This window comes from Microbacterium galbinum, assembly GCF_023091225.1.
GTDB classification, from domain to species: Bacteria; Actinomycetota; Actinomycetes; order Actinomycetales; family Microbacteriaceae; genus Microbacterium; species Microbacterium galbinum.
Window position 1 is genome coordinate 1805978 of record NZ_JAHWXM010000001.1, and the last position, 24271, is coordinate 1830248.

22 protein-coding genes are annotated in these 24271 nt (G+C 68.1%); 10 read left to right on the forward strand and 12 right to left on the reverse strand.

Translation table 11 applies throughout. The annotated features are described in order from the left end of the window. Positions 1-92: 92 nt before the first annotated feature. From KZC52_RS08605 to KZC52_RS08620, 4 genes are all read right to left on the reverse strand, one after another. Positions 93-1607, reverse strand: coding sequence for a DHA2 family efflux MFS transporter permease subunit (locus tag KZC52_RS08605; RefSeq protein ID WP_281731248.1), 1515 nt, complete (start codon positions 1605-1607; stop codon positions 93-95). Then, positions 1604-2227: a PadR family transcriptional regulator gene (locus KZC52_RS08610; protein ID WP_247623629.1), complete on the reverse strand. Its 624-nt coding sequence runs from the start codon at positions 2225-2227 to the stop codon at positions 1604-1606. The genes KZC52_RS08605 and KZC52_RS08610 overlap by 4 nt, the downstream gene beginning before the upstream one ends. A gap of 100 nt (positions 2228-2327) precedes the next feature. Continuing rightward, positions 2328-3008, reverse strand: coding sequence for a response regulator (locus KZC52_RS08615; protein ID WP_247623630.1), 681 nt, complete (start codon positions 3006-3008; stop codon positions 2328-2330). Positions 3009-3030: 22 nt separating this feature from the next. After that, positions 3031-4296 carry a sensor histidine kinase gene (locus KZC52_RS08620; RefSeq protein ID WP_247623631.1) on the reverse strand — a complete coding sequence of 422 codons (1266 nt, stop codon included), beginning with the start codon at positions 4294-4296 and terminating at the stop codon, positions 3031-3033. A 194-nt stretch (positions 4297-4490) separates the two neighbouring features. Between KZC52_RS08620 and KZC52_RS08625 the strand changes: the two genes are divergently transcribed. Next, positions 4491-5396 carry an Ltp family lipoprotein gene (locus KZC52_RS08625; RefSeq protein ID WP_247623632.1) on the forward strand — a complete coding sequence of 302 codons (906 nt, stop codon included), beginning with the start codon at positions 4491-4493 and terminating at the stop codon, positions 5394-5396. A 37-nt stretch (positions 5397-5433) separates the two neighbouring features. Here the strand turns inward: KZC52_RS08625 and KZC52_RS08630 are convergent, their stop codons facing one another. Then, the gene (locus tag KZC52_RS08630; protein ID WP_247623633.1) at positions 5434-5649 is read right to left on the reverse strand and encodes a hypervirulence associated TUDOR domain-containing protein; all 216 of its coding nucleotides are present in this window, start codon (positions 5647-5649) and stop codon (positions 5434-5436) included. 86 nt (positions 5650-5735) lie between these two features. Between KZC52_RS08630 and KZC52_RS08635 the strand changes: the two genes are divergently transcribed. Continuing rightward, positions 5736-6620 (forward strand): phosphoribosylaminoimidazolesuccinocarboxamide synthase, encoded by an 885-nt coding sequence (locus tag KZC52_RS08635; protein WP_247623634.1) that lies wholly within the window; start codon positions 5736-5738, stop codon positions 6618-6620. A gap of 177 nt (positions 6621-6797) precedes the next feature. Beyond that, positions 6798-8153, forward strand: coding sequence for a uracil-xanthine permease family protein (locus tag KZC52_RS08640; protein ID WP_247623635.1), 1356 nt, complete (start codon positions 6798-6800; stop codon positions 8151-8153). Positions 8154-8234: 81 nt separating this feature from the next. Here the strand turns inward: KZC52_RS08640 and KZC52_RS08645 are convergent, their stop codons facing one another. After that, a complete protein-coding gene (locus KZC52_RS08645; protein WP_247623636.1) occupies positions 8235-8912 on the reverse strand; it encodes a TetR/AcrR family transcriptional regulator in 678 nt (225 codons plus the stop codon). A 107-nt stretch (positions 8913-9019) separates the two neighbouring features. Here KZC52_RS08645 and KZC52_RS08650 point away from each other — a divergent pair, with 107 nt between their 5' ends. Continuing rightward, positions 9020-9892 carry a DUF1266 domain-containing protein gene (locus KZC52_RS08650; RefSeq protein WP_247623637.1) on the forward strand — a complete coding sequence of 291 codons (873 nt, stop codon included), beginning with the start codon at positions 9020-9022 and terminating at the stop codon, positions 9890-9892. After that, on the forward strand, positions 9880-10932 hold the full coding sequence (locus KZC52_RS08655) for a hypothetical protein (RefSeq protein ID WP_247623638.1): 1053 nt from the start codon (positions 9880-9882) through the stop codon (positions 10930-10932). The genes KZC52_RS08650 and KZC52_RS08655 overlap by 13 nt, the downstream gene beginning before the upstream one ends. A 469-nt stretch (positions 10933-11401) precedes the next feature. Here the strand turns inward: KZC52_RS08655 and KZC52_RS08660 are convergent, their stop codons facing one another. Further along, a complete protein-coding gene (locus KZC52_RS08660; protein ID WP_247623639.1) occupies positions 11402-11974 on the reverse strand; it encodes a hypothetical protein in 573 nt (190 codons plus the stop codon). A gap of 435 nt (positions 11975-12409) precedes the next feature. Here KZC52_RS08660 and KZC52_RS08665 point away from each other — a divergent pair, with 435 nt between their 5' ends. Continuing rightward, complete coding sequence (locus tag KZC52_RS08665) at positions 12410-13177, forward strand: hypothetical protein (protein WP_247623640.1); 768 nt, start codon at positions 12410-12412, stop codon at positions 13175-13177. Positions 13178-13707: 530 nt separating this feature from the next. Here KZC52_RS08665 and KZC52_RS08670 read toward each other — a convergent pair. The 3 genes from KZC52_RS08670 to KZC52_RS08680 all read right to left on the reverse strand — a co-directional run bounded on the left by KZC52_RS08670 (position 13708) and on the right by KZC52_RS08680 (position 16470). Then, on the reverse strand, positions 13708-14535 hold the full coding sequence (locus KZC52_RS08670) for a hypothetical protein (RefSeq protein ID WP_247623641.1): 828 nt from the start codon (positions 14533-14535) through the stop codon (positions 13708-13710). A 291-nt stretch (positions 14536-14826) separates the two neighbouring features. After that, entirely contained in the window at positions 14827-15435 is a 609-nt protein-coding gene (locus KZC52_RS08675; protein WP_247623642.1) for a TetR/AcrR family transcriptional regulator, read from the reverse strand. A gap of 42 nt (positions 15436-15477) precedes the next feature. Continuing rightward, a complete protein-coding gene (locus KZC52_RS08680; protein WP_247623643.1) occupies positions 15478-16470 on the reverse strand; it encodes an LLM class flavin-dependent oxidoreductase in 993 nt (330 codons plus the stop codon). Between the two features lie 127 nt (positions 16471-16597). On the opposite strand from KZC52_RS08680, the gene KZC52_RS08685 reads away from it, so the two are divergent. The 4 genes from KZC52_RS08685 to KZC52_RS08700 all read left to right on the forward strand — a co-directional run bounded on the left by KZC52_RS08685 (position 16598) and on the right by KZC52_RS08700 (position 21666). Further along, on the forward strand, positions 16598-17467 hold the full coding sequence (locus KZC52_RS08685) for an SDR family NAD(P)-dependent oxidoreductase (RefSeq protein ID WP_247623644.1): 870 nt from the start codon (positions 16598-16600) through the stop codon (positions 17465-17467). Positions 17468-17516: 49 nt separating this feature from the next. Next, positions 17517-18485 carry an NmrA family NAD(P)-binding protein gene (locus KZC52_RS08690; protein WP_247623645.1) on the forward strand — a complete coding sequence of 323 codons (969 nt, stop codon included), beginning with the start codon at positions 17517-17519 and terminating at the stop codon, positions 18483-18485. Further along, positions 18482-19429: an NADP-dependent oxidoreductase gene (locus KZC52_RS17565; protein WP_247623646.1), complete on the forward strand. Its 948-nt coding sequence runs from the start codon at positions 18482-18484 to the stop codon at positions 19427-19429. The genes KZC52_RS08690 and KZC52_RS17565 overlap by 4 nt, the downstream gene beginning before the upstream one ends. Positions 19430-20010: 581 nt before the next feature. Beyond that, the gene (locus KZC52_RS08700; RefSeq protein WP_247623647.1) at positions 20011-21666 is read left to right on the forward strand and encodes an ABC-F family ATP-binding cassette domain-containing protein; all 1656 of its coding nucleotides are present in this window, start codon (positions 20011-20013) and stop codon (positions 21664-21666) included. A gap of 118 nt (positions 21667-21784) precedes the next feature. Here KZC52_RS08700 and KZC52_RS08705 read toward each other — a convergent pair whose 3' ends face one another. After that, positions 21785-22777, reverse strand: coding sequence for a LacI family DNA-binding transcriptional regulator (locus tag KZC52_RS08705; RefSeq protein ID WP_247623648.1), 993 nt, complete (start codon positions 22775-22777; stop codon positions 21785-21787). A 59-nt stretch (positions 22778-22836) separates the two neighbouring features. Continuing rightward, the gene (locus KZC52_RS08710; protein ID WP_247623649.1) at positions 22837-24267 is read right to left on the reverse strand and encodes a GH1 family beta-glucosidase; all 1431 of its coding nucleotides are present in this window, start codon (positions 24265-24267) and stop codon (positions 22837-22839) included. Positions 24268-24271: the final 4 nt, after the last annotated feature.

Consider the following 24271-nt stretch of genomic DNA (forward strand, 5'->3'; position numbering starts at 1 on the left):
GGATCGGGGTGGCGACCGGCCGGTCGCCGCCCGTCTACCTTAGTCAACGCGAAACGCCCCGCCCATTTCGGGGCGGGGCGTTCGTCGGAGGATCAGACGGTCGGATGCTTCGGCGCACCGCGCAGGAACAGCGACGCGATGAGCGCGACGAGGATCACGCAGGCCGGCAGCAGGATCGCCTGCGACATGCCCGTCGAGAAGCCCTCGGCGACGACATCCGGAAGGGTTCCACCCGAGCCGATCGACCCGCCGGCGTCGTCCATGCCGGGCAGGTTCGCCTCGAGGCGCGCCTGCATGAACGTGGCGATCGCGGCCGATCCGACCACCGATCCGATCGTGCGGGTGGTGTTGTAGATGCCCGCGCCCGCGCCGGCCTGGCGCATCGGGAGCATCCGGGTGGCGGTCGTCGCGAGCGGACCCCACATACCGGCGTTACCGAGGCCCATGAGGGCGGAGGGGAACAGGAACATCCAGATCGGGGTGTCCATGTTCACCAGCGACGAGTACCAGAACAGGGCTCCCGAGACGGCGAGCAGACCCGGGATCAGGATGATGCGGGGGTCGGTGCGGTCGAGGATCTTGCCCGCGACCGGAGCCAGCACTCCCGAGAGCACCGCCATCGGGATCATCAGCAGCGCCGCTTCGGTCGGGGTGAGCCCCCGGGCCGTCTGCAGGAAGAACATCAGCGGCAGCGACATGCTCGTCACCGTGAAGCCCACCGCGGCGATCGCGACGTTCGCTCCCGAGAAGTTGCGGTCCTTGAAGAGCTCCAGCGGCACGAGCGCCTCGGACTTCGTCTTCCACTGCTGCACGATGAAGATCGCGAGCACCACGATGCCGGCGATGATCATGCCCCACACCGAGATCGGGCCCCAGATGACGCCCCAGTCGTACTTCTCACCCTCCTGCAGGCCGAAGACCACGAGGAAGATCGCGACGGCGCTCAGCACGACGCCGAGGATGTCGAAGCGGTGCGGGTGCGTCTTGAGCTTGGGCACGAGGATCCACGCGGCGACGAAGGCGATCACGCCGACGGGCAGGTTGACGAAGAAGATCCACTCCCAGCCGAGGCCGTCGACGAGCACGCCGCCGAGCAGCGGGCCGACGAGCGTCGCGACACCGGCGGTCGCACCCCACAGGCCCATGGCCGCGCCGCGGCGCTCGGGCGGGAAGGTGCGGGTGATGACGGCCATGGTCTGCGGGGTCATGAACGCGGCGCCGAGACCCTGCACGGCGCGGGCCGCGATCAAGCCCTCGAGCGAGCTCGACAGACCGCACCAGAGGGATGCCGCGGTGAAGATCGCGAGTCCGATGAGGTAGATGTTCTTCGGTCCGAAGCGGTCGCCGAGGCGGCCGGTGATCAGCAGCGGCACGGCGTAGGTGAGCAGGTAAGCACTGGTCACCCACACGACGTTGTCGAGGTTGTTGGTGTTCGGGTCGAGGGCGGCCTTGATCGCGGGGTTCGCGACCGAGACGATCGTCGTGTCGACGAGGATCATGAAGAAGCCGATGACGAGCGCCCAGAGGGCGGGCCAGGGGCTCTTCGGTGCCTGCCCCGCGGCGAAGGGGCCGGTCTGGGGGCCGACGGCCTGTCGGGAATCGGTCATTGCTGTGCAGCCTTTCGCTGAGCGATGTAGCGGTCTGTGTCGTCGAAGTCGTTCGGGCCCCAGCGGAGCCCGTCGCCGTCGAGTCGGGTGAGGAGGGTGTCGAGCCAGCGCACCTCGGCCTCGAGCAGTGCCTCCTGGCGTTCTATTTCGACGAGCACCTGCGCGGGAGTACCCCGTTCGTGTGCTGCGCGGAGCCCGTCGCGGTGGGCCACGTGGCTGTCGACGAGAGCGGAACGACGCTCGCGCAACAGCGCGGTGACGTCATCGCGCTCGAGATTGTGCGCTTCGGCGAGCGCAATGCGGAAGTCGGTCTCGCTGTCGGTGCGGGGCAGTTCGCGGCGCACCCACGCGATGACGGTGTCGCGACCGGCATCGGTCAGCGTGTAGGTGGTGCGCTCGGGACGGTTGCCGTCGCGATCGATGCCGATCTCGTCGATCAGGCCGGTCTTCTGCAGGCGCGCGACCGTGTGGTAGAGCGTCCCGTTGGTGATCGTGAGCAGGCGGTCGTCCTGACGGCTGCGCAGCAGACGGACCATCTCATAGGGGTGCATGTCGCCCTCGCGCAGCAGCGCGAGCACCATCACACCCATGGGTGTGAGCGTGTCGATCGGATCCTTCATCACCTGCTCCACTTCGATTAGTCCACGTGGACTATACGCCTGTTTCGCGGCGCGATCAAGCACGCCCCCGGCGCGGAGGCGGATGCTGCGACCGCAGCCGTCAGACGTCGATCGGTCCGTGCCCCGCGCGTTCGAGGAGCACACCGACCTGCACGCGATTGCGCACCGCGAGCTTGGCGAAGACCTGCTCGAGATGCGTCTTCACTGTGCCCGGGGCGATGTGCAGCGCCGCGCCGATCTCCTGGTTCGTGGCGCCCGAAGCCACCCGCACGGCGACATCGCGCTCGCGCTCGGTGAGCACCGAGATCCGGGCGACCGCCGCGGCGCGCCCCTGCCCCTGCTCGCCCTCGACCGCGCGTCGCACCAGCTGCGCCGTGCTCTGCGCCGAGAACACGCTCTCGCCCGCGGCGGTGCGTCGCACCGCATCGATGATGCGCGTCGGCGACTCGTCCTTCAGGAGGTAACCGAGCGCCCCGGCGATCAGCATCCGTACGAGCTGCCCCTCGGCGTCGAGGCTCGTCATCGCGAGCACTCGCGCGCCCGATTCGGCCACGATGGCGGCGGTCGCTTCGGGCCCGTCCATCACCGGCATCCGCACGTCCATGAGCACCACGTCAGGTCGGTGCGTGCGCACGAGCTCGATCGCGGCGGCGCCGTCGGATGCCTCGGCGACGACCTCGATCGACGGGTCGGCACCGAGCACGAAACGGAATCCGCTGCGGATGAGGGGTTCGTCATCGACGATCAGCACCCGCACGGGGGAGTCGTCGAAGCCGGTCACGCACCGAGCATATCGGCGCGGGTCAGCCGCGCTCCTGCCAGGGCAGCGTCACGTCGACGATGAACGAGCCCTCGTACGCGCCGATCCAGGCCTGGCCGCCGAGTGCCGTGGCGCGTTCGCGGATGCCGAGCACGCCGTTCCCTCCGCCCGGAATGCTCCCGGGGGCACCCGCCGGCACCCCGGCGCCGACCGGATTCACGACGCGGATCCGCGCGCCGGACTCGGGAGCGACCTGCACGATCAGGTCGATCGGTGCGCGCGGCGCGTGCTTGACGGCGTTGGTGAGCGACTCCTGCACGATCCGGAACACCGCGCCGTCGAAGAGCGCGCCCGCACGCTCGGGCGACTCGATCAGGATCAGCGAGGTGATCGCATGACCCGCGCCGCGGAGACCGGCGACGAGGGCACCGACGGCCCGCATCGTCGCGGGAGCGGAGCTCTCGGCATCCGCTCCGCTGCGCAGCTCGCCGATCAGGCCGCGCATGTCCTGCAGTGCGGCGTGGGTCTGCTCGCGGACGGTCCTCGCCATCTGACCGGTCACCCCCTCGTCGGCCGCCGCCTCGAGCGCTCCGGCGTGCAGCGAGACCACCGAGAGGCGGTGGGCCAGGGCGTCGTGCATGTCGCGGGCGATGCGCTCGCGCTCGGCCTGACGCACGGTCTGCTCGGCGAGCACGTCGGCTCGTTGCGTCTGCACGGCCGCCCGCTGCTCGCTGCGCTCCGCGCGGTCCCGCGTGCGGGTCAGTGCCACCGACCCGGCGGCGATACCGAGCGACACGAGCGCACAGACGATCACCGCGACGTTCCATTCGACGCTGTCGACCGCGCCGATGCTGGTCGTGAGGAACCAGGGCAGGGCCCCGCCCCACGGCGTCAACGCCTCGCGCAGCGCGAACAGCAGCACGCTCCCGCCGACGACGGCGCCGATCGGCACGACCTTCGTCGGCTTCTGACGGATGAGCGCGACGGCCCCGATCAGCAGCAGCAGATACGAGGTGCCGACGACGGCGAGCACGCCACCGGCGATCACGACGACCAGCGGATGCCGCCGCCGCCAGAGCACCGTGAACCACGCGGCGATCGCGAAGAGGGCGATGCCCACGCCGACCGGGGTGATCCGCAGGGTGCCTCCGGCCGCCCCGTCGACGGTCGGGTAGGTCGCGGCACCCGGCACGTTCGCGACGGCGCAGATGTCGAGCACCGCGCCCACGATCAGGAGCGCGATCGACCCGGCCGTGTACGTCACGGCGCGACCGCGGGAGCGCGCTGAGGAGGGGTTCGATGCCGACACAGACCGAGCGTATTGCCCCGCGCGCCTCGCGCGCGCCTGCCGGACGGCACGAGAAGCCTCTGCCGAACGGCGTACCCGGGTGTGGACGGATGGCCGATACCCCCGGCCGAGCAGGGCTGCGAAGGTGATGGACGAGCGCCGACCAGGGCGCGATCCGCCACCCCCGTCCCCACCCCTTGAACCGAGGATTCGTCATGACTTTCGACAACACGGGCTCCACGCCCCCGCCCCCGCCCTCCCCGCTGCCCACCGCACCCACGGCGGCCTCCCCCGCACCCGGCGCCCCGGCCCCGGGCTCCCCCGCACCGGCGGCCGGCTCCCCCACCCCGGCCGCACCGCCCGTCGCGATCGGCGAGAAGTCGTTCCTCGTGACCTGGCTGCTCGCGCTGCTGCTGGGCGTGCTGGGCGTCGACCGCTTCTACCTGGGCAAGGTCGGCACCGGCATCCTGAAGCTCGTCACGTTCGGCGGCCTGGGCATCTGGGCACTCATCGACCTGATCCTGGTGCTCACGAACTCGACCCGCGACTCGAAGGGGTTCGCGCTCGCCGGGCACGAGGAGCACAAGAAGATCGCTTGGATCGTGACGGGCATCGTGATCGCGCTCGGCATCGTCAGCAGCGCCGTCAACGGTTCGCAGGCGTCGTCGCGCCCGACCTCCGACCGACCCGCGGTCTCGGCCCCGGTCGAGTCGGCCGCACCCGAGGAGACGACCGCCGCCGAGGAGACCGTCGAAGAAGCATCCGCCGACCCGGTCGAAGAAGAGGCGCCGGCCGAGCCCGAGGCACCGGCCGTCCCCGCCGAGTACGCCTCGGCGCTGACCAAGGCCGAGACCTACTCCGACTTCATGCACATGAGCAAGGCCGGCATCTACGACCAGCTCACCTCGGAGTACGGCGAGAAGTTCTCGCCCGAGGCGGCGCAGTACGCGGTCGACACGATGGTCGCCGACTGGAACGCGAACGCGCTCGAGAAGGCGAAGACCTACCAGGAGACGATGGCCATGTCGCCGTCGGCGATCCGCGACCAGCTCGTCAGCGAGTACGGCGAGAAGTTCACGCCCGAAGAGGCGGATTACGCGATCGCGCACCTGAACGACTGACACCGACCGGGCTGACGGCGCCGCGGGGGGGGCGCCGTCAGCTCTTCAGTCGCCGCAGAGCCGATCCCTTGTGCGCGGCGCGATCACCGCTCTTCTCCGACTCCACGATGTAGGCCGGGTCATCGGCCGTCGCCGTGAAATGCTGCCCCGCGAACTCGAAGTCCTTCGTGCGCTTCTCCTCGATGGTCCCTCGTGTGCGCCCCTGCGAGGTGTTCCAGCTCACCCGGTCACCCTTCGACAGTTCCTTCGACATGCATCCTCCGTTCGTTGCGGAGAGCATCGCGGATGCCGCGGCATCCGCCACTCCCCTTGACACGGCGCCCTCGCGCGACCGGGATAATGGGGCAGGTGAGCACTCCTGCAGACAGCACGTCCCAGAGCATCCCCGGCTGGCGTCACCTCTATTCGGGCAAGGTCCGCGACCTGTACGCCTCGGAGGATCCCGCCGACACGCGCATCCTGGTCGTGGCGAGCGACCGCGTCAGCGCGTTCGACTTCGTGCTGTCACCCGGCATCCCGAAGAAGGGCGCCCTGCTCACGCGGCTGAGCCGCTGGTGGTTCGCGCAGCTCGACACCCCCAACCACCTCGCCGAGGGCGAGATCCCGGACGCCGTCGCCGACCGCGCCATGCTCGCGCAGTCCCTCGAGATGCTGCCCGTCGAGTGCGTGGTGCGCGGCTACATCACGGGTTCCGGCTGGGCGGAATACGAGGAGAGCGGCACGGTCTGCGGCATCCCGCTGCCCGCCGGGCTCAAGAACGGCGACCGCCTGCCCGAGCCGCTGTTCACCCCCGCGTACAAGGCCCCGATGGGCGAGCACGACGAGAACATCACCTTCGCGCAGACCGTCGAGCTGGTGGGCGAAGCGCGCGCCTCCGAGCTGCGCGACGTCTCGCTCGACCTCTACACGCGCGCGGCCGCCATCGCCGAGGAGAAGGGCCTGATCCTCGCCGACACCAAGTTCGAGTTCGGCACGGATGCCGACGGCACGCTGCGCCTGGCCGATGAGGTGCTCACGAGCGATTCGTCGCGGTACTGGGATGCCGAGGCCTGGCGAACCGGCGTCACGCCGAGCCAGCGCATGGCGAGCTTCGACAAGCAGATCGTGCGCGACTGGCTGGCGTCGCACTGGGACAAGCAGGGCGAGCCCCCCGCGCTGCCCGAGCACATCGTCTCGCGCACGGCCGACCGCTACCGCGAACTGATCGACCGCCTCGGGGCGTAGCCAGGCAGGGCGGGACCCTTCGACAAGCACAGGGACCCAGTGGCTCCGGGACACAGTGGCTGGGTCGCTGAGCCTGTCGAAGCGTCCCCCACGCGAGACGAAGGGCACCCAGGGAACACTCAGGAATCGGTAGTGTTGCTCCAGCACTCCCCCACCCCGAATCCCTGAGGAGCCCGCATGCCCCTGTGGAAGATCCACGGCAACGGCCGCACCGTCGAAGCCGGCGCCGTCGTCGCCCCCGAAGAGCGTCTGAACTGGCCCGCCACGATCGCGATCGGTGCGCAGCACGTCGTCGCGATGTTCGGCGCCACGTTCCTCGTGCCCACGCTGACGGGCTTCCCCGTCTCGACCACGCTGCTGTTCAGCGGTGTGGGCACCCTGCTCTTCCTGCTGATCACCAAGAACCGCCTCCCCAGCTACCTCGGCTCGTCGTTCGCGTTCATCGCGCCGATCACCGCGGCGGTCGCCGCGGGCGGCACGGGTTCGGCGCTCGCGGGTGTGGCGGCCGTCGGCATCCTGCTCGCCCTCGTCGGTCTCGTGGTGCAGTTCGCCGGCCTGCGCTGGGTCGATGCGCTCATGCCCCCGGTCGTCGCCGGCGCGATCGTGGCCCTGATCGGTTTCAACCTCGCGCCGACCGCGTGGAACAACTTCAACCTCGACCCGGTCACCGCCACGATCACCCTCGTCGCGATCATCGTGTTCGCGGTGCTGTTCCGCGGATTCCTCGGCCGCATCTCGATCTTCCTCGGCGTCGCCGTCGGCTTCATCTGGGCGGCGTTCAACGGCTCGTTCGACGTGCCGAACGAGCTGCGCGGCGGCAAGACCCCGAACGAGCTGATCGCCGAGGCATCCTGGGTCGGCCTGCCCGACTTCCAGTTCCCCGACTTCGTCGCCCCCGGTACCTGGTCGACGATCGCGATGTTCCTGCCCGTCGTGCTCGTGCTCGTCGCCGAGAACATCGGCCACGTGCGCGGCGTCGCCACCATGACCGAGGACCCGACGGTCAACAAGCAGACCGGTCGCGCGCTCATCGCCGACGGTGTCGCGACGACCATCGCCGGTGGTTTCGGAGGCTCGGGAACCACGACGTACGGCGAGAACATCGGCGTCATGGCGGCCACCCGCGTCTACTCGACCGCCGTCTACTGGGTCGCCGGTCTGTTCGCGATCCTCCTCGCCTTCTCGCCCAAGGTCGGCGAGGTGTTCAACTCGATCCCCGCCGGTGTGCTGGGCGGCGCGACCACCGCGCTCTACGGCCTCATCGGCATCATCGGCATCAAGATCTGGGTCGACAGCCGCGTCGACTTCTCGCGCCCGGTGAACCAGTACACGGCCGCGGTGTCGCTCGTGATCGGCATCGCCGGATTCTCGATGAACCTGGGCGACTTCGCCTTCGGCGGCATCGTGCTCGGCACGGTCGCGGCGCTGCTGATCTACCACGTGGGCAACTTCATCGCCCGCGCGCGCAAGACGGGTGCCGACGACCCCAAGCCGCTCGAGCCCGTCGGTCCGCTGGGCGGCGACCCGGCCTGACACCGGCCCGCACGACAGGCTCAGGGACCCGGCACGAAACCGGGTCGCTGAGCCTGTCGAAGCGTCCCGCCCGAGAGACCGTCAGTCGTCGGAGCCGGCACCCTCGCACACCCCGCCGCGAGCCCGGGGGCGCGGCTCACCCTCGTGCGGGGCGACGGCGAGCGGCAGGGGCACGGTCGGCTCCGGCAGGTCGTAGAGCCGACGCACCCAGCGGCGGGCATCTTCGAGCGGATACGTGTCGCGGTACACCGAGTACTTCACGAACACGCCCTCGAGCACGCTGCGGAACATGACCTCTTCGAGCCCGGGATCGGCTGCGCCGCGCGCGCGGAACAGGTTGCGCACCGCGTCTTCAGCCATCGTGACCTGCTCGCTGAAGCGGTCCTCGGACTCGGCGAAGAGGCGGTGCGTGGCCGGCTGCTGCTGGATCGCGAGCACGACGCGCTGCAGCGGCACGGCGTAGGCGGTCGCCTGGAACACGCTGTCGATGATCGAGGCGAGCACCTCGTCGGGACTGCCCTCGACACTCGGCAGCTCGAGGAGCGTGATGAACCAGCGGTCGATGACCGCGGCGATCAGCTGATCCTTGCCGCCGAAGTGATAGCTGACGAGCCCCTGGGCGACACCGGCGCGCTTGGTGATCTCGGCGATGCTGGCGCCGGAGACGCCCCGCTCCTCGAACACCTCGATCGCCGCCTGGAGGATGACCTCCTTGGCTCGTTCGCGCGCACGTCGATTCTGGTCTTCCGATCGCGCCATGTGAAGTTCACTTCCCCGTTGCCCCCGAATGTGCACCGATGTGCGTCCCCGTACTATAGATTACTCGCTGAATGTACGTTCAGTTTAATTATCTCTGGGGAGCCTCCATGCACCGTCTCGCGCCCGTCGATTTCAACGACCTCGGGTCCATCGTCGGCTGGCTGATCGGCCAGTGGTGGGTGTGGGCGATCGTCGGCGCCGTGGCCCTCTTCTTCCTGATCCTCTGGATCATCCCGGCGGCCAAGGTGAAGCCCTCCGAGAAGTTCTCGACGACGGATGCCGCGGCGAACGAGATCGCCCTGGGCTTCCTGCAGATCCGCAACCTGCCCTCCGGCCCGTGGAACGACCCGACCGCGAGCGACCTCGGCCCGTCGGAGAAGTCGGTGCTCGTCGAGCAGTGGGGCGTGCACACCCGTGAGGAGTGGCTGTCGAACATCGAACGCCTCACCACGGTGCGCCGCCGCCGCGAGGTCTGGGTGCTGTACCTCGCCGTGCGCGTCGCCGTCGCCGAGCGCCTCGGCCGTGCCCCGAAGGCGAAGGAATGGCTGGCGGCCATCGTCGAGGAGGGCGGCGACAAGCGCGACGCCAAGACGTTCATCACCGCGATCGAGTACATCGAGTCCGAGGTGCGCAAGCGCGTCGGCAAGGACATCGTGACGCCGGGTCTGTTCGTGCAGACCCTCGACGGGTACGCGATCGGCCAGGCCGTCGCGATGGCGACCTGGGGCGTCGCACTCGGACACGGCGACGTGCCCGAGGCCCGCTCGATCATCCACGCGATCAACGTCGAGGCGCGGCCCGCGTTCTCCTCGTGGGCCGACTTCGGCCTCAGCTACATCGCCGGCCGGGTCATGCACTGGTCCGACGGCCGCGTCGACGAGAAGTCGTTCGAGAAGTTCGGCGACGGGTGGGCGGACTTCAAGGCCGCAGCGACCGAGACGCGCAACGGTCCGTGGGCGACCCTGCCGTGGACGCTGTAGCCGTCGACCTCGCTCCGCTGCAGCGCAGCGCCGGCATCCGCGACATCGTCGCCTACGAGCGGATCACGAAGACCCCGCTGCACCGGCGCTTCGTGTTCCTGCTCGTGGTCGTGCTGCTGTTCGCGGCGGCGATGCTCGCGGGTCTGTGGTTCCTCGGGCGCACCGACATCCTCGCCGTCGCACCGATCCTCGCGGTGTTCGTGATCGGCTACACGCTGCTCGCGGCCGTCGGATTCGTGTGGTTCGCAGTGGGCCTCAGCCGTCGCGTGAAGATCGCGGCGTTCGCCTGGCAGAACGGCTGGGCCTACGCGGATCGACTCGAGCACACCCGCCGCCCCGGCGCTCCTTTCACCCGCGTGCTGCGCGGCCAGGAGCGCGCGGTGGTCGCGGGCGACGATCCGCGGATGCCGTTCGAGCTCGGCATCCATCACTCGCTGTCGCGCGGTCAGGAGGGCGCGACCGTGCAGAGACCGTTCGCGTTCATCGAGCTGCAGCTGCCGTCATCGGTGCCGCACATCGTGCTGGCGAACCGGCGACGCAGCATCGTCCCGACGCTGGGCCTCGGCCGGGGCGCTGCCCGGATGGAGCTCGAGGGCGAGTTCGCGAAGGTGTTCCGGCTGATCGTGCCGGAGGGCTACCAGACCGACGCTCTGTACATCTTCACGCCCGACCTGATGGCGCGCGTGCTCGACCTCGGACGCGGCGCCGAGATCGAGCTCGTCTCCGATCGGTTGTACGTGTACCTGCCGGGGAGCACGCGCTTCGATCGGCCCGCCACCATGGCCGCGGCGCTCGTTCTCGCCGAGGAGTTCCACCGCCGATTCGCCGCACGCACCGAGCTCTACCGCGACGACGCCGCAGGCGAGATCGCGGCGCGCGCCGGCGTCTCGGTGGGGCTGCGGGGACAGCGCCTCGGCGGGCACGGCATCTCGGTGCTGGCCGTGGCGGGCACCGTGGGGGTGGTTCTGCTCTCGGCCGGCGTCACCGCGCTGACGCTCTTCGGCGGCGACTTCTTCGCGTCGCTCCTGGGCGGCCCCTGAAATCGCGGGTGCGCCCCTGTCCCGGAGGGGGCGACAGGGGCGCGCCCGTGTCACCCCCGCGTGGTGGGTGCTTCGACGAAGGGCACCACCCCGAGAGAACTGGGTCCCTGAGCCTGCCGAAGGGCCCCACCCCGAGAGACCGACGTCAGGCCGAGCCCCGCACCACGAGCTCCGTCGGCAGGCTGATCGTGCGGGCGGGTCTCCCCGGCGAGGTGCGACAGCAGCACCTGCGCCATGGGCTCGCCCTGCGCACACATCGCCTCATTCCGTGGACCGTCTCAGTTGGGATGCCCTTGCTGAGATCGCATCCGTACACGGTTTACGAGACCACCGACGATGCGAGATCAAGCGCATATGAGCGATAGCCCACGCGTCTCACATACCGATCCCCTTATGGACACCGTTCGTGATCGCGCTTGAGGTGACACCGCGCTGGGGCGAGGACCTTCAAGCTTCTCGGTTCGCAGCGTCAGGAATTTTCGATCAGACCAGCGACGATCTCTGTAGCGATGCCGGCCGCATCGAGTCTGCCGAAGAAATGCACTGCACCGTACCCGAACTGGTACTCGCTGACGACCTCGTCGTCGATCGGGAGTCCCTCTTCGTCGAACGTGAAGAGGAACGTGAAGCCCGCGTCGCGCACCGGCTCCAGGAACGACTCCTCGTCTTGGATTCGATGCGGTTCCTCCGCGATGCGAATCAATGATTGCGCGTGCGTATCGGTGGTGACCGTTTCGAGCGCGCGGCTTGCGAGGAAGGGGTGGATCGCCGAATCGGTGTCTGCTCGCGAGGAAGGGGCATGGAGCACGGCAGAGACGGCGATGTCGGGGTAGCAATCGTCCGGATCGCCGATCCCGAATCCTCGGCGTACGAAGACGGAGACCTCGCGGCCGCCGAGCCAGGGTGCCGTGTCAGCGGCGAGGGTGAGGACGTAGTCGTGCGAGGTGAGGACCGGATCGTCGGCGAAGATGGCGGGCGGAGTTCCGGCCAAACGCGATCCTGATGCCGCGTCGTCGGAGGCGACTCCTAGCAAGATCTCCATGACCTCATCGTACGAGGGCGACGACGCGCGTGCCTCGACGGAAGGCGAGCCCGCGAGAAGCGGGCCGGGCGCAGTAGAGCTGGACCAGTCGGGTACAGGAATCCGGCCCTCACACATACCGATCCCCAAACGGACGCTCGCCGCCATGACGGAAGTGGTGCCTGGCCCTGATGTGCTCTCGCGTTGCTTGGGCGGGCAAAGAGAATAGCGACTGGCCGCAGCGGTGTCTGTAGGCCATAGAGGGGACAGCGAGGAATCGCTTCGAGCCATAGGTTTTGACGTACCCAGTGCGCATGGTGCGCTTCTGGGTAGATCCATTGGGGGGTCAAAATGAAGGCATCAAAGAAGATTCGTCTCGCACGAGTGGCCGCTGTCGCAGTCCTCGCCGCAACAGCGGTACTGGGGGCGTCTCTACCAGCATCGTCGGCGACGTACGTGTGGCTGAACAAGTCGATCGCGCCGAACGGCACGACGTACACCGAGACCTCGGCGGCCGGCGGGTTCTCTCGTACCGGGATCAGCGCGTCCGTGGCTAACGCTGCCGGATACACCTGGGCGACCACGGTTTGGTTCAACGGCTACTCGAGCTCAGGCAACGCGACAGCGACGCAGAACGGCCCGCGTGGATGGGGCATCACCAAAGCGAAGTACACCTACGCCTGGTATCAGGCAGGCGACAAGGCTTCGGTCAAAGCGTGGCTCCTGGACGCGAAGCTGAATGGCACTGGCCGGAGCTCGACCCTCGGTCTCCTCGAGGACGATGAGGCCGCAGGCGTCCCGAAGGTCGCGTCAGTCACCGCGGAGGATCTGCGGGCAGGCGCAGCGGATGGCTTCACCCTCACCTCGTATGGCAGCACGGAGGGTGGCGAGTTGTGGACTGGCACTGGATTCGGACAGGAGTGCATCTTCATCGCGCAGGGAGACTACGTGTCTTCCAGTTGCAATCCCTCGGATCTCGCGGCCGAGCACGGCGTCGCGATCCACGCTCTGAGCGCGGACGGTACTGAGAGCGTGCAAGCGGTGCTGTCCCCGAACGGCGGCATCACCGAAGAGAACTCTGCCGAAGCCGGCCTCACCGCCCTCTCCGACAAAGTCGCAATCAACACCGCGGCGCCGATCGCTGGCGAACTCGAGGTCTCGAACACGAAAGCCCGAGGCGGTGCACAAGGGCTTGTTATCCCTCTCGTACAGGTGGAAGGCTGATCCGAAAGGGAGATACATCATGGAACCAGATCGTGACGAGAACATGGAACCGTACCGACAGGACTTCGCAACGATGCCTGGAGTCAACGGGAATCTGATCGGACCGTCGTTTCGCGATCTCTCCGCTCAGGACACAACCAAACGAGGGATGATGTGGTCGTCCATCGGAGTGGGCGTCCTCGTCATCGGCACCGGAATCTATTTCCTCGGAGACTGGCTGAACTGGTTCTAGCGCATCGCGTCATTCACGGGTGGGGCTCGCAGGTTTTGTCTGCGGGTCCCACCCGTTTGATTCGACCCTCGGCGGGTGTCGTTTGCCGATCCCCAAATGGGCGCTCGTTGTCACGACGGGAGTGGCGCCTGTCCATGCTCCGCTCTCGCGTTGCTCGAAGTGGGCAAAGAAAATCGCCACCGGCCGCGGCCCGCATCTACGAGGCCGTCATCGTCGACTATCTGGCCGACGAACCAAGACTGACGCATCAGCTTCGCCGCGCGTGTACCCCCGCAGGGCGTCACGCGCGGAAGTCGGCTCAGACGCGTTGCAGCCGAGCGGCCCTTTCTGTGTCGATGCCCCCGCGCCATCCGGACAGCGGCGGGGTGACGTCGGATCGGGGCCCGCCGGACCACGCTTGCGCAGTCTCGCTGTGGGAGACGAACCGATCCCAGCTGGCGGCGCGGGTGCTCGGCAGCAGTCCGAACTCGGCGAGCCCGATGAGGATGCCGTAGCGCTGGTACTTATCGGTTCCCGGAAGGATCTTCTCTCGGGCGATCGCCTTCTCCAGGGCACCCGCTCGCGTTCCCTCAGGCTGCGCCGCGATCACGTCGAGCAGGGCGCTGAGACGCTGCCGATCCTCCTCGGTCGGGCGGGGAAGTCCCTCGTTCGATGCCGCCTCGAGATCGGACAGGTAGCGGTAGGGCAGCTCGTTCCATGCCCAGCCCAGGGCCAGACGCACGAGCTCTTCGGTGATGTCGATCTCCGCGGGCACGTTGTCGAGGCCGCAATCCGGGAGACCGTCGTGGGTGACGGGCGCATCCGTCAGGTGCCGCGCCCAGGCGAAGGAGATCACCGTCTGCCGCCCTCGCGGAGCGCTGCCGAGCCCGGCTACGAAGGCCGCGAGCACACTGTGCTCGTCGAGCTTCGCGGCAGCGGCGATCGCTCGCTCGAAGACCTCGGTGCGCTCGATCGGCTCGGGCGAACGGACGGGCCACCCGAGCACCTCGGCGGCGGCGATGTCGGCCGGGTCTCTCGATGCCGCGGTGCCGGATACCCCTCCGGTGCGGGTGAAGCGATAACCGTACACGGGCATGAGTACGTCGAGCTCTGCTCGATCAGGGACACGACGAGGGGCGAGAATCACCCTTCCAGGCTATTGAGTCGACCGCGCACAGGAGAAGCCCTGGTGAACGGTTTTCAGGGCACTGTGCGACCACCGGGCCCTGAGCCTGTCGACGGGCCCCAGAACTGGGTCCCTGAGCCTGTCGAAGGGCCCCACACGGAGACACCGACATCAGGCGGAGCCCAGCACCACGAGCTCCGTCGGCAGGCTGATCGTGCGGGCAGGTCTCCTCCAGCGAACCGCGAGCGGCACCTGCGCCATCGATGGCGCAGCGAACGCCCTCGGTCGGGCAATCGCGGCGAACTGGAGGCGTTAAGAGGCGCGGTGCGCCAGCAGAGGAAGTACGGCTTCGTCAACGATGCGTTCGAAGTCGGCGCGATCGATCGGGTGGCCTGTGATCTGGGGCAGGCTTGTGAGGAGCCCGACGACGACGGCCAGGTCGATCGATGCCTTCGGCCAGTCCGAATCGGCCGGTTCGCGCACGGCTGACCGCATTGCCGCAGCAGTCGCGTCGATGAAGCGGGTGCGCAGCGCGTCGACGAGTTCGGTCTGATCGAGGCCGCTGCCGAGGAGGGCACTGATGACACGCTGGCGGCGGGGGTCCATGCAGCCCGAGGCGGCGATGATGCCCTCGATGAGATCGCCTCGTGTGCTGCCGGTGGCGACGGATGCGCTGGAGAACGTGATCGTGTCGACCGCATCGGCGAGCAGGTCGGGGAGACTTCCCCAGCGGCGGTAGACGGTGGACTTGCCGACGCCGGCACGCGCGGCGATCGCCTCCATGCTGATCGCTCGCGGCCCCTGCTCGCTGATCAGATCGAGGGTGGCATCGAGAATCTTGGCGTCGCGCCCGAGGTCGCGTGTGCGCCCCACGGTGCCCGCAGGGCGCTGACGCAGGGGCGTGGCGGGTTCGGCAGTCATGATGTGTCCAGGGTACTCGGGGGCGACGAGGGAGACCCCGCGCTAGGCGGCACTCATCGCTTCGGTGATGAGCTCGAGACTTCGCACGTGGTCGACAGACCCGTGGATGTGCGCGGTGATCATGAGTTCGTCGGCGCCGGTTTCGCCTGCCAGGAGATGAAGAGCGTCGTGCACGTGCTGTTGGTCCCCGACGATATGACTTCCGGTGAGGCTGTCTGCAATTGCGGTGTCTCGATCACTCCACGGGTGTCGCGATGCGGTCTCCGGGCTCGCGAGCGCACTCGTGACCCCGCGTGCGGAGCGCACGGCAGCGAGCCGAGTGCCACCGGCGATCCACTGGGCCTGCTCGTCAGTGTCGGCAGCGATAGCAGCGACAGCGAGGATCGCGAGGGGGCGCTGCAGCGTCCCGGGAGTGAAGTGTTCGCGGTACGTGCGCATGGCGGCGACGGCGAGATCGGGTGAGAAATGGCCGGCGAAAGCGAAGGCATCGCCGCGGGCGGCGGCCAGCCGAGCGCTGTTCAGGCTCGAGCCGAGCAGATGGATCGGTGGACGGGACGCTCCACGCGGCACAGCCCGGACATGCGAGCGTAAGTCGAGGGTCGGCCCGTCGAGGTACGCGTCGAGTTCGGCGAGCTGCTCGGGATACGACTGGGCGTCTGACCGGCGCAGCGCCGCTGCTGCTGCCGCGTCGCTGCCTGGCGCTCGCCCGACGCCGAGGTCGATGCGGCCGGGGTGAAAGGCCTCGAGGGTGAGGTAGCGTTCGGCGACCTGGAGGGGCGAGTGGTTGGGGAGCATGACCCCGCCGGCCCCGACCCGGATGCGGGAGGTGGTGTCCGCTATTCGGAGGGCGATGAGGTCCGGCGTCGAGGAGGCGATCATGGGCATGCTGTGGTGCTCCGCCGTCCAGAAGCGGGTGTAACCGAGTTGCTCGGCGCGCTGCGCCAGAGCGACGGACTGATTCACGGCGTCCGATTCGGTCGCCCCTTCAGCGACGGTGGCGAGGTCGAGCACGGAGAGGGCAATGGGCCCGGTCATGGGCACCTCCAGAGGTCTTGGCGGTCAAATCGATCCGCCACCGTTGCGATACGTTAGCGTTTCGATACGGTATCGTACCAAATGATCGCGCACCGCCGATGTGCGTGCACTGATGAAGGAGACACTCATGTTGAGGTTGGACAACCGGGTCGCGCTTGTGACGGGAGCAGGTCGGGGCCTTGGCGCCGACTACGCGAAGTTCCTGGCGTCCCGTGGCGCAGCCGTTGTCGTCAACAACCGACGTCGTAACGGCGAATCGCCGGCCGACGACGTCGTCGCGGAGATCGCCGCGGCCGGTGGAAAGGCCGTCGCGAACTACTCGGACGTCGTCGAGGACCCACAGGGTCTCGTAGACACGGCGATGGACACGTATGGGCGACTCGACATCGTCGTGAACAACGCCGGCATCCACCAGGAGATGTCCTTCTCCGACCCCGGCGCTTTCGACCTGATCAAGCGCTACATGGACGTTCACTTCTACGGCACGGTCGGCGTCACCAAGGCGGCGTGGGAGCACCTGATTGCCAGCGGGAGCGGTCGTGTGATCAACACGGTCTCGCCGGTCATGATCAACGGTTCCGTGGACATCACCGCCTACGTGTCCGCTAAGGCGGCAACGGTGGGATTCACGCGATCACTCTCCATCGAAGCCGAGGACTTCGGCATCACGGTGAACGCGATTGCACCGATTGCAGCGACCCGTCTCTCCGAGAAGGGCAAGTTCACCGACGAGTTTAAGAAGCAGCTGCGCGACAACAATCCCACCTCTCTCGTCTCGCCCGTCGTGGCGTACCTGGCCCACCCGGAGAACACCCTCAACGGCCGCAACCTCATCGTCGCGGCAGGAGAAGTGCAGCTGATGACCTTCGGCAAGAACGATGGCTTCCTCGACCGCGAGCTAACCCCCGAATCAGTACAGGCGAACCTCGACTCGATCCTCGACGAGACGACCAACACCGTCCTGCCCTACGAGCGCTTCCACGCCTCCATCGACTAGCGCCGAACAACAACCCAAGACAGCTCAGGCGCCACCCCAACCGGGCGAGGTGTCGTACATCGACGATGAGAGAAGAAAAGCAATGAAAGACATCAAGAAGGTCCTGGTCACCGGGGCCACGGGAATGCAGGGCGGCGCCGTTGTACAGGCACTCCTGCGCGCCGGCCACTCCGTGACCGGGTTCGTGCGCAACCCCGAATCAGCGCCCGCCAGGGCGCTCGCACAGCAGGGCATCGCCCTAGCTACCGGGAACCTGGAAGACATCTCGTCCGTGGAAGCGGCCAGCGCGGGTCACGACGCGGTGTTCTCCGTGCAGTTGTTCGGTGCCGACCCCGCCGACTTCGACTCCGAGCAGCGACAGGCCCGCAACCTCGCGACGGCGGCCAAGCGCGCCGGCGTCGCCCAGCTCATCCACACATCCGTCTCGGGCACAAGGTGGCGTCGCCGCTTCCCGGATTACCGGCAGGACGAGCTGTTCCGCGCGTACTGGGACAACAAGGAGGCAGCGGAAGATGCAGTGCGCCAGGCGGGCATCGACCGCTGGACCATCTTCAAGCCCGCCTGGTACATGGACAACGTGCTTCCCGGAAAGCGCCCCGACATATTCCCGGACCTCCCCGAGGGAAAGCTCGTGACAGCCACGGGACCGCAGACCGCGATGGCCCTGATCAACGCGGAAGACCTAGGAGCCGGCGTCGCGGCAGCCGTCGCCGACCCCGACACCTTCCACGAAGCCGAGATCGAATTCGCCGGGGACGTGCTCACCTTCCGGGAGATCGCAGCGATCATCTCCGAAGCCGCGAACCGAGAGATCACGCCCGTTTTCCACGCGCCCGAGGCATGGGAACAGGTCACCGGGACGCCCTACGCGGACAGTCGCCACTGGGACGACGTCGTCGGATATCCGGCTCGCCCTCACCACGCCGCTCGCTACGGACTGACCACCACAACCATGCGACAGTGGGCCGTCCGCCAAGACTGGCGACTCCCGATGAACGGGAACGAAGGCGCACTGTGAAAGCTGTCGGGTTCACCAAACATGGCGGCCGTGAGGTCATGCAGGTCCTGGAGCTGCCAGAACCGCACGCCGGAAACGGCGAGGTGCGCATCAAGGTTGCGGCGGCGCCCGTGCACCCGGCCGACATCAACATCCGCTCCGGGATCTCCGCGAAGTACAGCCCCGAGACCAACCCCATCTCCGACGTCTACGTCGTCGGATGGGAGATCGCCGGGATCATCGACGAGGTCGGCGACGGGGTTCGTCCCGAGCTCACCCTCGGCGCCGAGGTGATCGCGATCACCGAGCCCATCAAGGACCTCGGCGGACAAGCCCAATACGTCCTCGTGCCGGCGGAGTCCGTGGTTCCCGCTCCGAAGGGCATCGACCTCACGACGGCGTCGACCCTGCTGATGGCGTCCCTCACGGCGCTGTTGGCTGTGGATGCTCTGGCTCTCACTCCGGGCTCGACGGTCGCGGTGACCGGATCAGCAGGCGGGATCGGCGGATACGCCATCCAGCTCGCCAAGGCAGCCGGGCTGGCGGTCATCGCTGACGCGGCCGAGAAAGACCGCGACCTCGTCGCAAGCTTCGGCGCCGACATGGTCCTCCCTCGAGGAGACAAGTTCCCCGCCGCCGTGCGCGAGCTGCACCCCGATGGAGTGGATGGTGTCATCGACGCCGGGTCGGTGGGCGACGCGGTTGCCGCAGCGGTGCGCGACGGCGGACCGATCTCCACCGTGAAGGGCTTCAGCGGTGACACCGACCGGGGCGTTCGCTGGCTCCCCGTCTTCGTCTACGACCGCATGCGCGACACCGCAGCACTTGAGCGACTGCGCAATCTCGCCGAGGCCGGCGCGCTGACGCCTCGCGTCTCGGGCACCTATCCGATCGAGCAGGTCGCGGAAGCCCAACGACTTGTGGAGGAGGGCGGAATGCGAGGGCGGCCCGTGCTGGTCTTCTGAACCCGCTCGAACCTCAGAGGCCGGATGCTTCGACAGGCTCAGCAGCCCAGTTCTCGATGGCCCGTGCGATAGCTGGGTCCCTGAGCCCGTCGAAGGGCCCCACCCCGAGAGATCGACGTCAGGCCGAGCCCCGCACCACGAGCTCCGTCGGCAGGATGGTCGTGCGGGCGGGTCTCCTCCCGGCGAGCCGCGACAGCTCAACCCGACCATTGCAGGACACCTTCGGCCGACGGGTAGAAGACTCGACGTGTTGTCGCGCCGAAAGGGTACAGCACAGGTTTCGGTGGCTTGCAGTTTCGGCAGGGGGTTTTTCGGCTGGCCGATTGCCGGGGTGTCGCGTTTCTGAGCACCAAAGGCGGTTCGGCGCCGCAATCGATCGTTTGCGGCAGGCAACGGCAGCACCGTACGATGGACACGTGCATTTGTTTTTCCTGTGAAGGCTGAGTAAGGCCTACCGCGCTCGTTGAGTTTCTCCGAGCCTGCGGCGGCAGCTCGTTTTCTGACCCTCATGGGTCGCCGTCATCTGCGTACCCTTGCGCTCCCCGTATGGAGTGCTTGGTACGTCGTCTCGAAGGATTCGAATGCTCACCCTGACCAAACATCTACCGGCGCGCCAGCGCGCCCAACTCATTGCCTCTGACGTCTCAGTGATGCGCGGGGCGACCAGCGTCTTGAACCACGTCGACCTCACCGTTACTCCTGCGTCGCGGATCGCGATCGTCGGCGAGAACGGCCGCGGAAAGTCAACTCTGCTTCACGTCCTCGACGGCACCCTGCTCCCTGATTCCGGAACGGTGCAGCGCACCGGAACTTTGGGCGTCGCGGAACAGGAAATGTCTGCGGACGACGACCGAACCGTGGGCCAGGCCGTCGCAGAAGCGATCGCCGAACCGCTCGCTGCCCTTGCGGCCCTCGACGAAGCGGCCCGCGCCATGTCGGCCGGGGACGTCGGTGCGGATGAGCGTTACGCCGCCGCGCTCGAGCACGCTGAATTACTTGATGCGTGGGATGCCGAACGGCGGGTGCAGATCGCACTCGAAGCGCTCGACGCGGAGACCGACCCGGCCCGGCTGCTCGGTGACCTCTCCGTGGGACAGCGGTATCGAGTGCGTCTGGCGTGCTTGCTCGGTGCTGACGATGATTTCCTGCTGCTCGACGAGCCGACGAACCACCTCGATCGCTCCGGGCTCGAGTTCCTGGGCGCGCAGCTCCGCTCCCGTGCAGGCGGGGTCGTCGTCGTGACGCACGATCGGGCACTGCTCTCAGACGTCGCCGACACCATCGTCGACCTCGACCCGACGCTGGATGATCGCGTGCGGGTGTACGGCAGCGGGTATGCCGGGTATCGCGAGGGCCGGCACGCCGAACGAGAACGCTGGGAACAGGAGTACGACCGGCAACAAGCTGAGCATGCCCGCCTGCAGGACAGCCTCAGTTCTGCGCAGAATCGGCTCGTCTCCGGGTGGCGTCCTGAGAAGGGGACCAACAAGCACGGCCGTGCGACCCGTGCCGGCGGGCTGGTCCAGAGCGTGCATCGGCGTCAGGAACAGCTCGAAGCGCACGCGGTGACGGTTCCTGAGCCACCGCTGCAGTTCCGGTTCCCGGACCTGCCTACGAGGTCTGGCGCAGTGCTGCTGAGCGTCGAGCAGGTCAGCGTGGCCGGACGCTTGGCGGCCCCCGTGTCGTTCTCACTCTCGCATCGGGGGCGTCTGGTGGTGACGGGCCCGAACGGTGCGGGCAAGTCGACCCTGCTGAGAGTGCTCGCGGGTGAGCTACACCCGGACACCGGTGCGGTGCGGATGCCGCAAAACGCCCGTCTCGGGTTCTTGCGTCAGGAGACAAACCTGCCACTGGACCGTCGGGCGAGCGAGGTCTACACCGCGAATGTTGACGCACTCGTATCTGCCGGAACACTCCCCGCATCGGAAGCGGTCGGGCTCTCGCAGCTCGGCCTCCTGCGAGCTCGGCAATCAAGCAAGCGCATCGGTGAGTTGTCGATGGGTCAACAACGCCGACTCGAGCTGGCATTGGTGCTCGCGGCCAAGCCTCACGTGCTTCTCCTCGACGAGCCGACCAACCACCTCTCCATCGCTCTCGTCGACGAACTCACCGATGCGCTCGGCGACACGCAAGCCGCCCTGGTTCTGTCCAGCCACGATCGTCAACTCCTGCGTGACGTCGCCGACTGGCCGCAGATACATCTCGATGCGAGGACGAAAAGTGGGGCGCTGGCATGAGCAAGAAGAGTCGGACCCTCGTTTCGCGATCTCTCCGCTCAGGACACAACCAAACGAGAGATGATGTGGTCGTCTATCGGAGTGGGCATCCTCGAAACGCCCCACCCCAATCACGACGTCAGGCCGAACCCCGCACCACGAGCTCCGTCGGCAGGATGGTCGTGCGGGGCGGGTCTCCCCCGGCGAGCCGCGACAGCAGCACCTGCGCCATCGCCTCGCCTTGCGCGTACATCGGCTGACGCATCGTCGTGAGCTGCGGGTCGCAGCTGAGCGCCACCGAGGAGTCGTCGAACCCGACGAGGGCGATGTCGTCGGGAACGCGGATGCCGGAGGAGCGCAGCGCCGTCAACGCACCCCGCGCCATGAGGTCGCTCGCGACGAAGATCGCGTCGGGGCGGCCCGCCGCGAGTATGCGCCGTGCGGCGTCCGCGCCGCTGGCCTCGCTGTAGTCGCCCTCCTCCTCGGCGAACGGCGTGAGCGCGGCATCCGCCAGTGCCTCGCGGAAGCCCTGCACGCGGTCGATCGACGACAACATCGTGAGCGGACCGGAGATCGTGGCGATGCGGGTGCGGCCGATGTCGACCAGGCGGCGCACCGCCTCACGCGCCCCGGCCACGTTGTCGACGTCGACCACGTAGTCGGTCTCGCGCGTGCGCACGGGGCGCCCGCCGTAGACGACCGGCACGGCATCCGCGATCCGGTCGATGAACGCGTCGCTCGTGTGGTGCGACACCAGCAGCGCCCCGTCGACACCGCCGTTGCGCACGAAGCCGGTCATCTTGTCACCCGGGTCGTCGCTCGCGATGAGCAGGTTCAGCAGGTAGTCGGAGGTGCGCAGCGTGCCGGTGATGCCGGCGACGATCGCGGCGAAGAACGGGTCGCCGAAGAATCGCGTGGTGTCTTCGGGCACGATCAGGGCGATCGCGTGCGTCTGACGCGACGCGAGCGATCGCGCCGCGCGGTTCGGCACGTAGTTCAGCCGCTCGATCGCATCGTGCACCGCGGCGAGCGCCTCGGGGCTGACCGCCGTCGAACCGTTGACGACGCGCGAGACCGTCGACCGTGACACTCCGGCGGCAGCGGCCACCTCTTCGATCGTCGCTCGCGACACAGCTCTTCCTCCGATCCGGCGGGGCGATCGGATGCTCCGACCGCCCTCGCCGCCCGGTCTCAGAGAGAGCGAGCGGCGATGATGCGAGCGTACTCCCGCGCGGAGTCCTTGAGCGTGCGTTCCTGGGTGTCGTAGTCGACGCGCACGATGCCGAAGCGCTTGTCGTAGCCCCACGCCCACTCGTAGTTGTCGAACAGCGACCAGTAGAAGTATCCGCGCACGTCGACCCCGGCATCCGCCGCGTCGAGCACCGCGGCGAGGTGCAGGCGCAGGAACTCGGCGCGGTCGTCGTCGTGCACGCGCGTCTCGCCGTCTTCGACGACCGCGACGTCGTCGTAGGCGGCGCCGTTCTCGGTCATGTACAGCACGGTTCCGGCGGGCTGCGCGTACTCCGTCCACACGCGCTGCAGCAGGCGGGTGAGCCCCTCGGGCTGCACCTCCCAGTTCTGCGCCGTGCGGGGCAGGCCGCGCTCGACGTTGTGGATGTTCTCGAACGACGGGTAGGGGCTGCGCACCTTGCGCTCGGTGTCGGGCACGCTCTCGACCGCGGCGTTCTCGGGCACCGCGCCCGAGACGAGGTCGCCGTGGTAGTAGTTCACGCCCTGCGTGTCGATGTGCTGCGCGATGGTGGCGAGGTCGCCGTCGTGGATCGCGGCTTCGAAGGTCTCGACGGCCGCGGCATCCACCGCCCGGATGTCCTCGACGATGTCGGCCGGGTACTCGCCCCGGTAGATGGGGTCGAGGAACCAGCGGTTGAACTGCCCGTCGATACGGCGCGCGGCGTCGACGTCGGCGGGGTTCGTCGGATCGGCGGGGTCGGCGACCGTGTGGTTGAGCGTGATGCCGAGGTTGAGCGAGGCGTCGCGCCCGCGCAGCTCGCGCACCGTCTCGCCGTGGGCGAGCAGCAGGTGGTGGGCCGAGAGCAGACCCTCGGCGACACTCGTGTGACCGGGGGCGTGCTCACCGCCCGTGTACGACAGGAACGACGAGCACCACGGCTCGTTCAGCGTGGTCCACACGTTCACCCGGTCGCCGAGCGCGTCGTGCATGGTGCCCGCGTACTCGAGGAAGCGGTCGACCGTGTCGCGGTTCGTCCAGCCGCCGGTCTCCTGCAGCGCCTGCGGCATGTCCCAGTGGTACAGCGTCAGCCACGGCAGGATGTCGGCGGCGAGCAGCTCATCGACCAGGCGCTCGTAGAAGTCGACGCCCTGCGCGTTCACGGCACCGCCGTCGGGGCGCACCCGGGACCACGAGGTCGAGAAGCGGTACGTCTGGAGGCCGAGGTCCTTCATCAGCGCCACGTCGTCGCGGTACCGGTGGTAGTGGTCGCAGGCGACGTCGCCGTTGTCCCCGTTGATCACCGCTCCGGGTACGCGCGAGAACGCGTCCCAGATCGACGCGGTGCGCCCGTCTTCGAAAGCCGCCCCCTCGATCTGGTAGGCCGCGGTGGCGGCGCCGAAGAGGAAGTTCTGGGGAAACGCACGGGTCATGGAG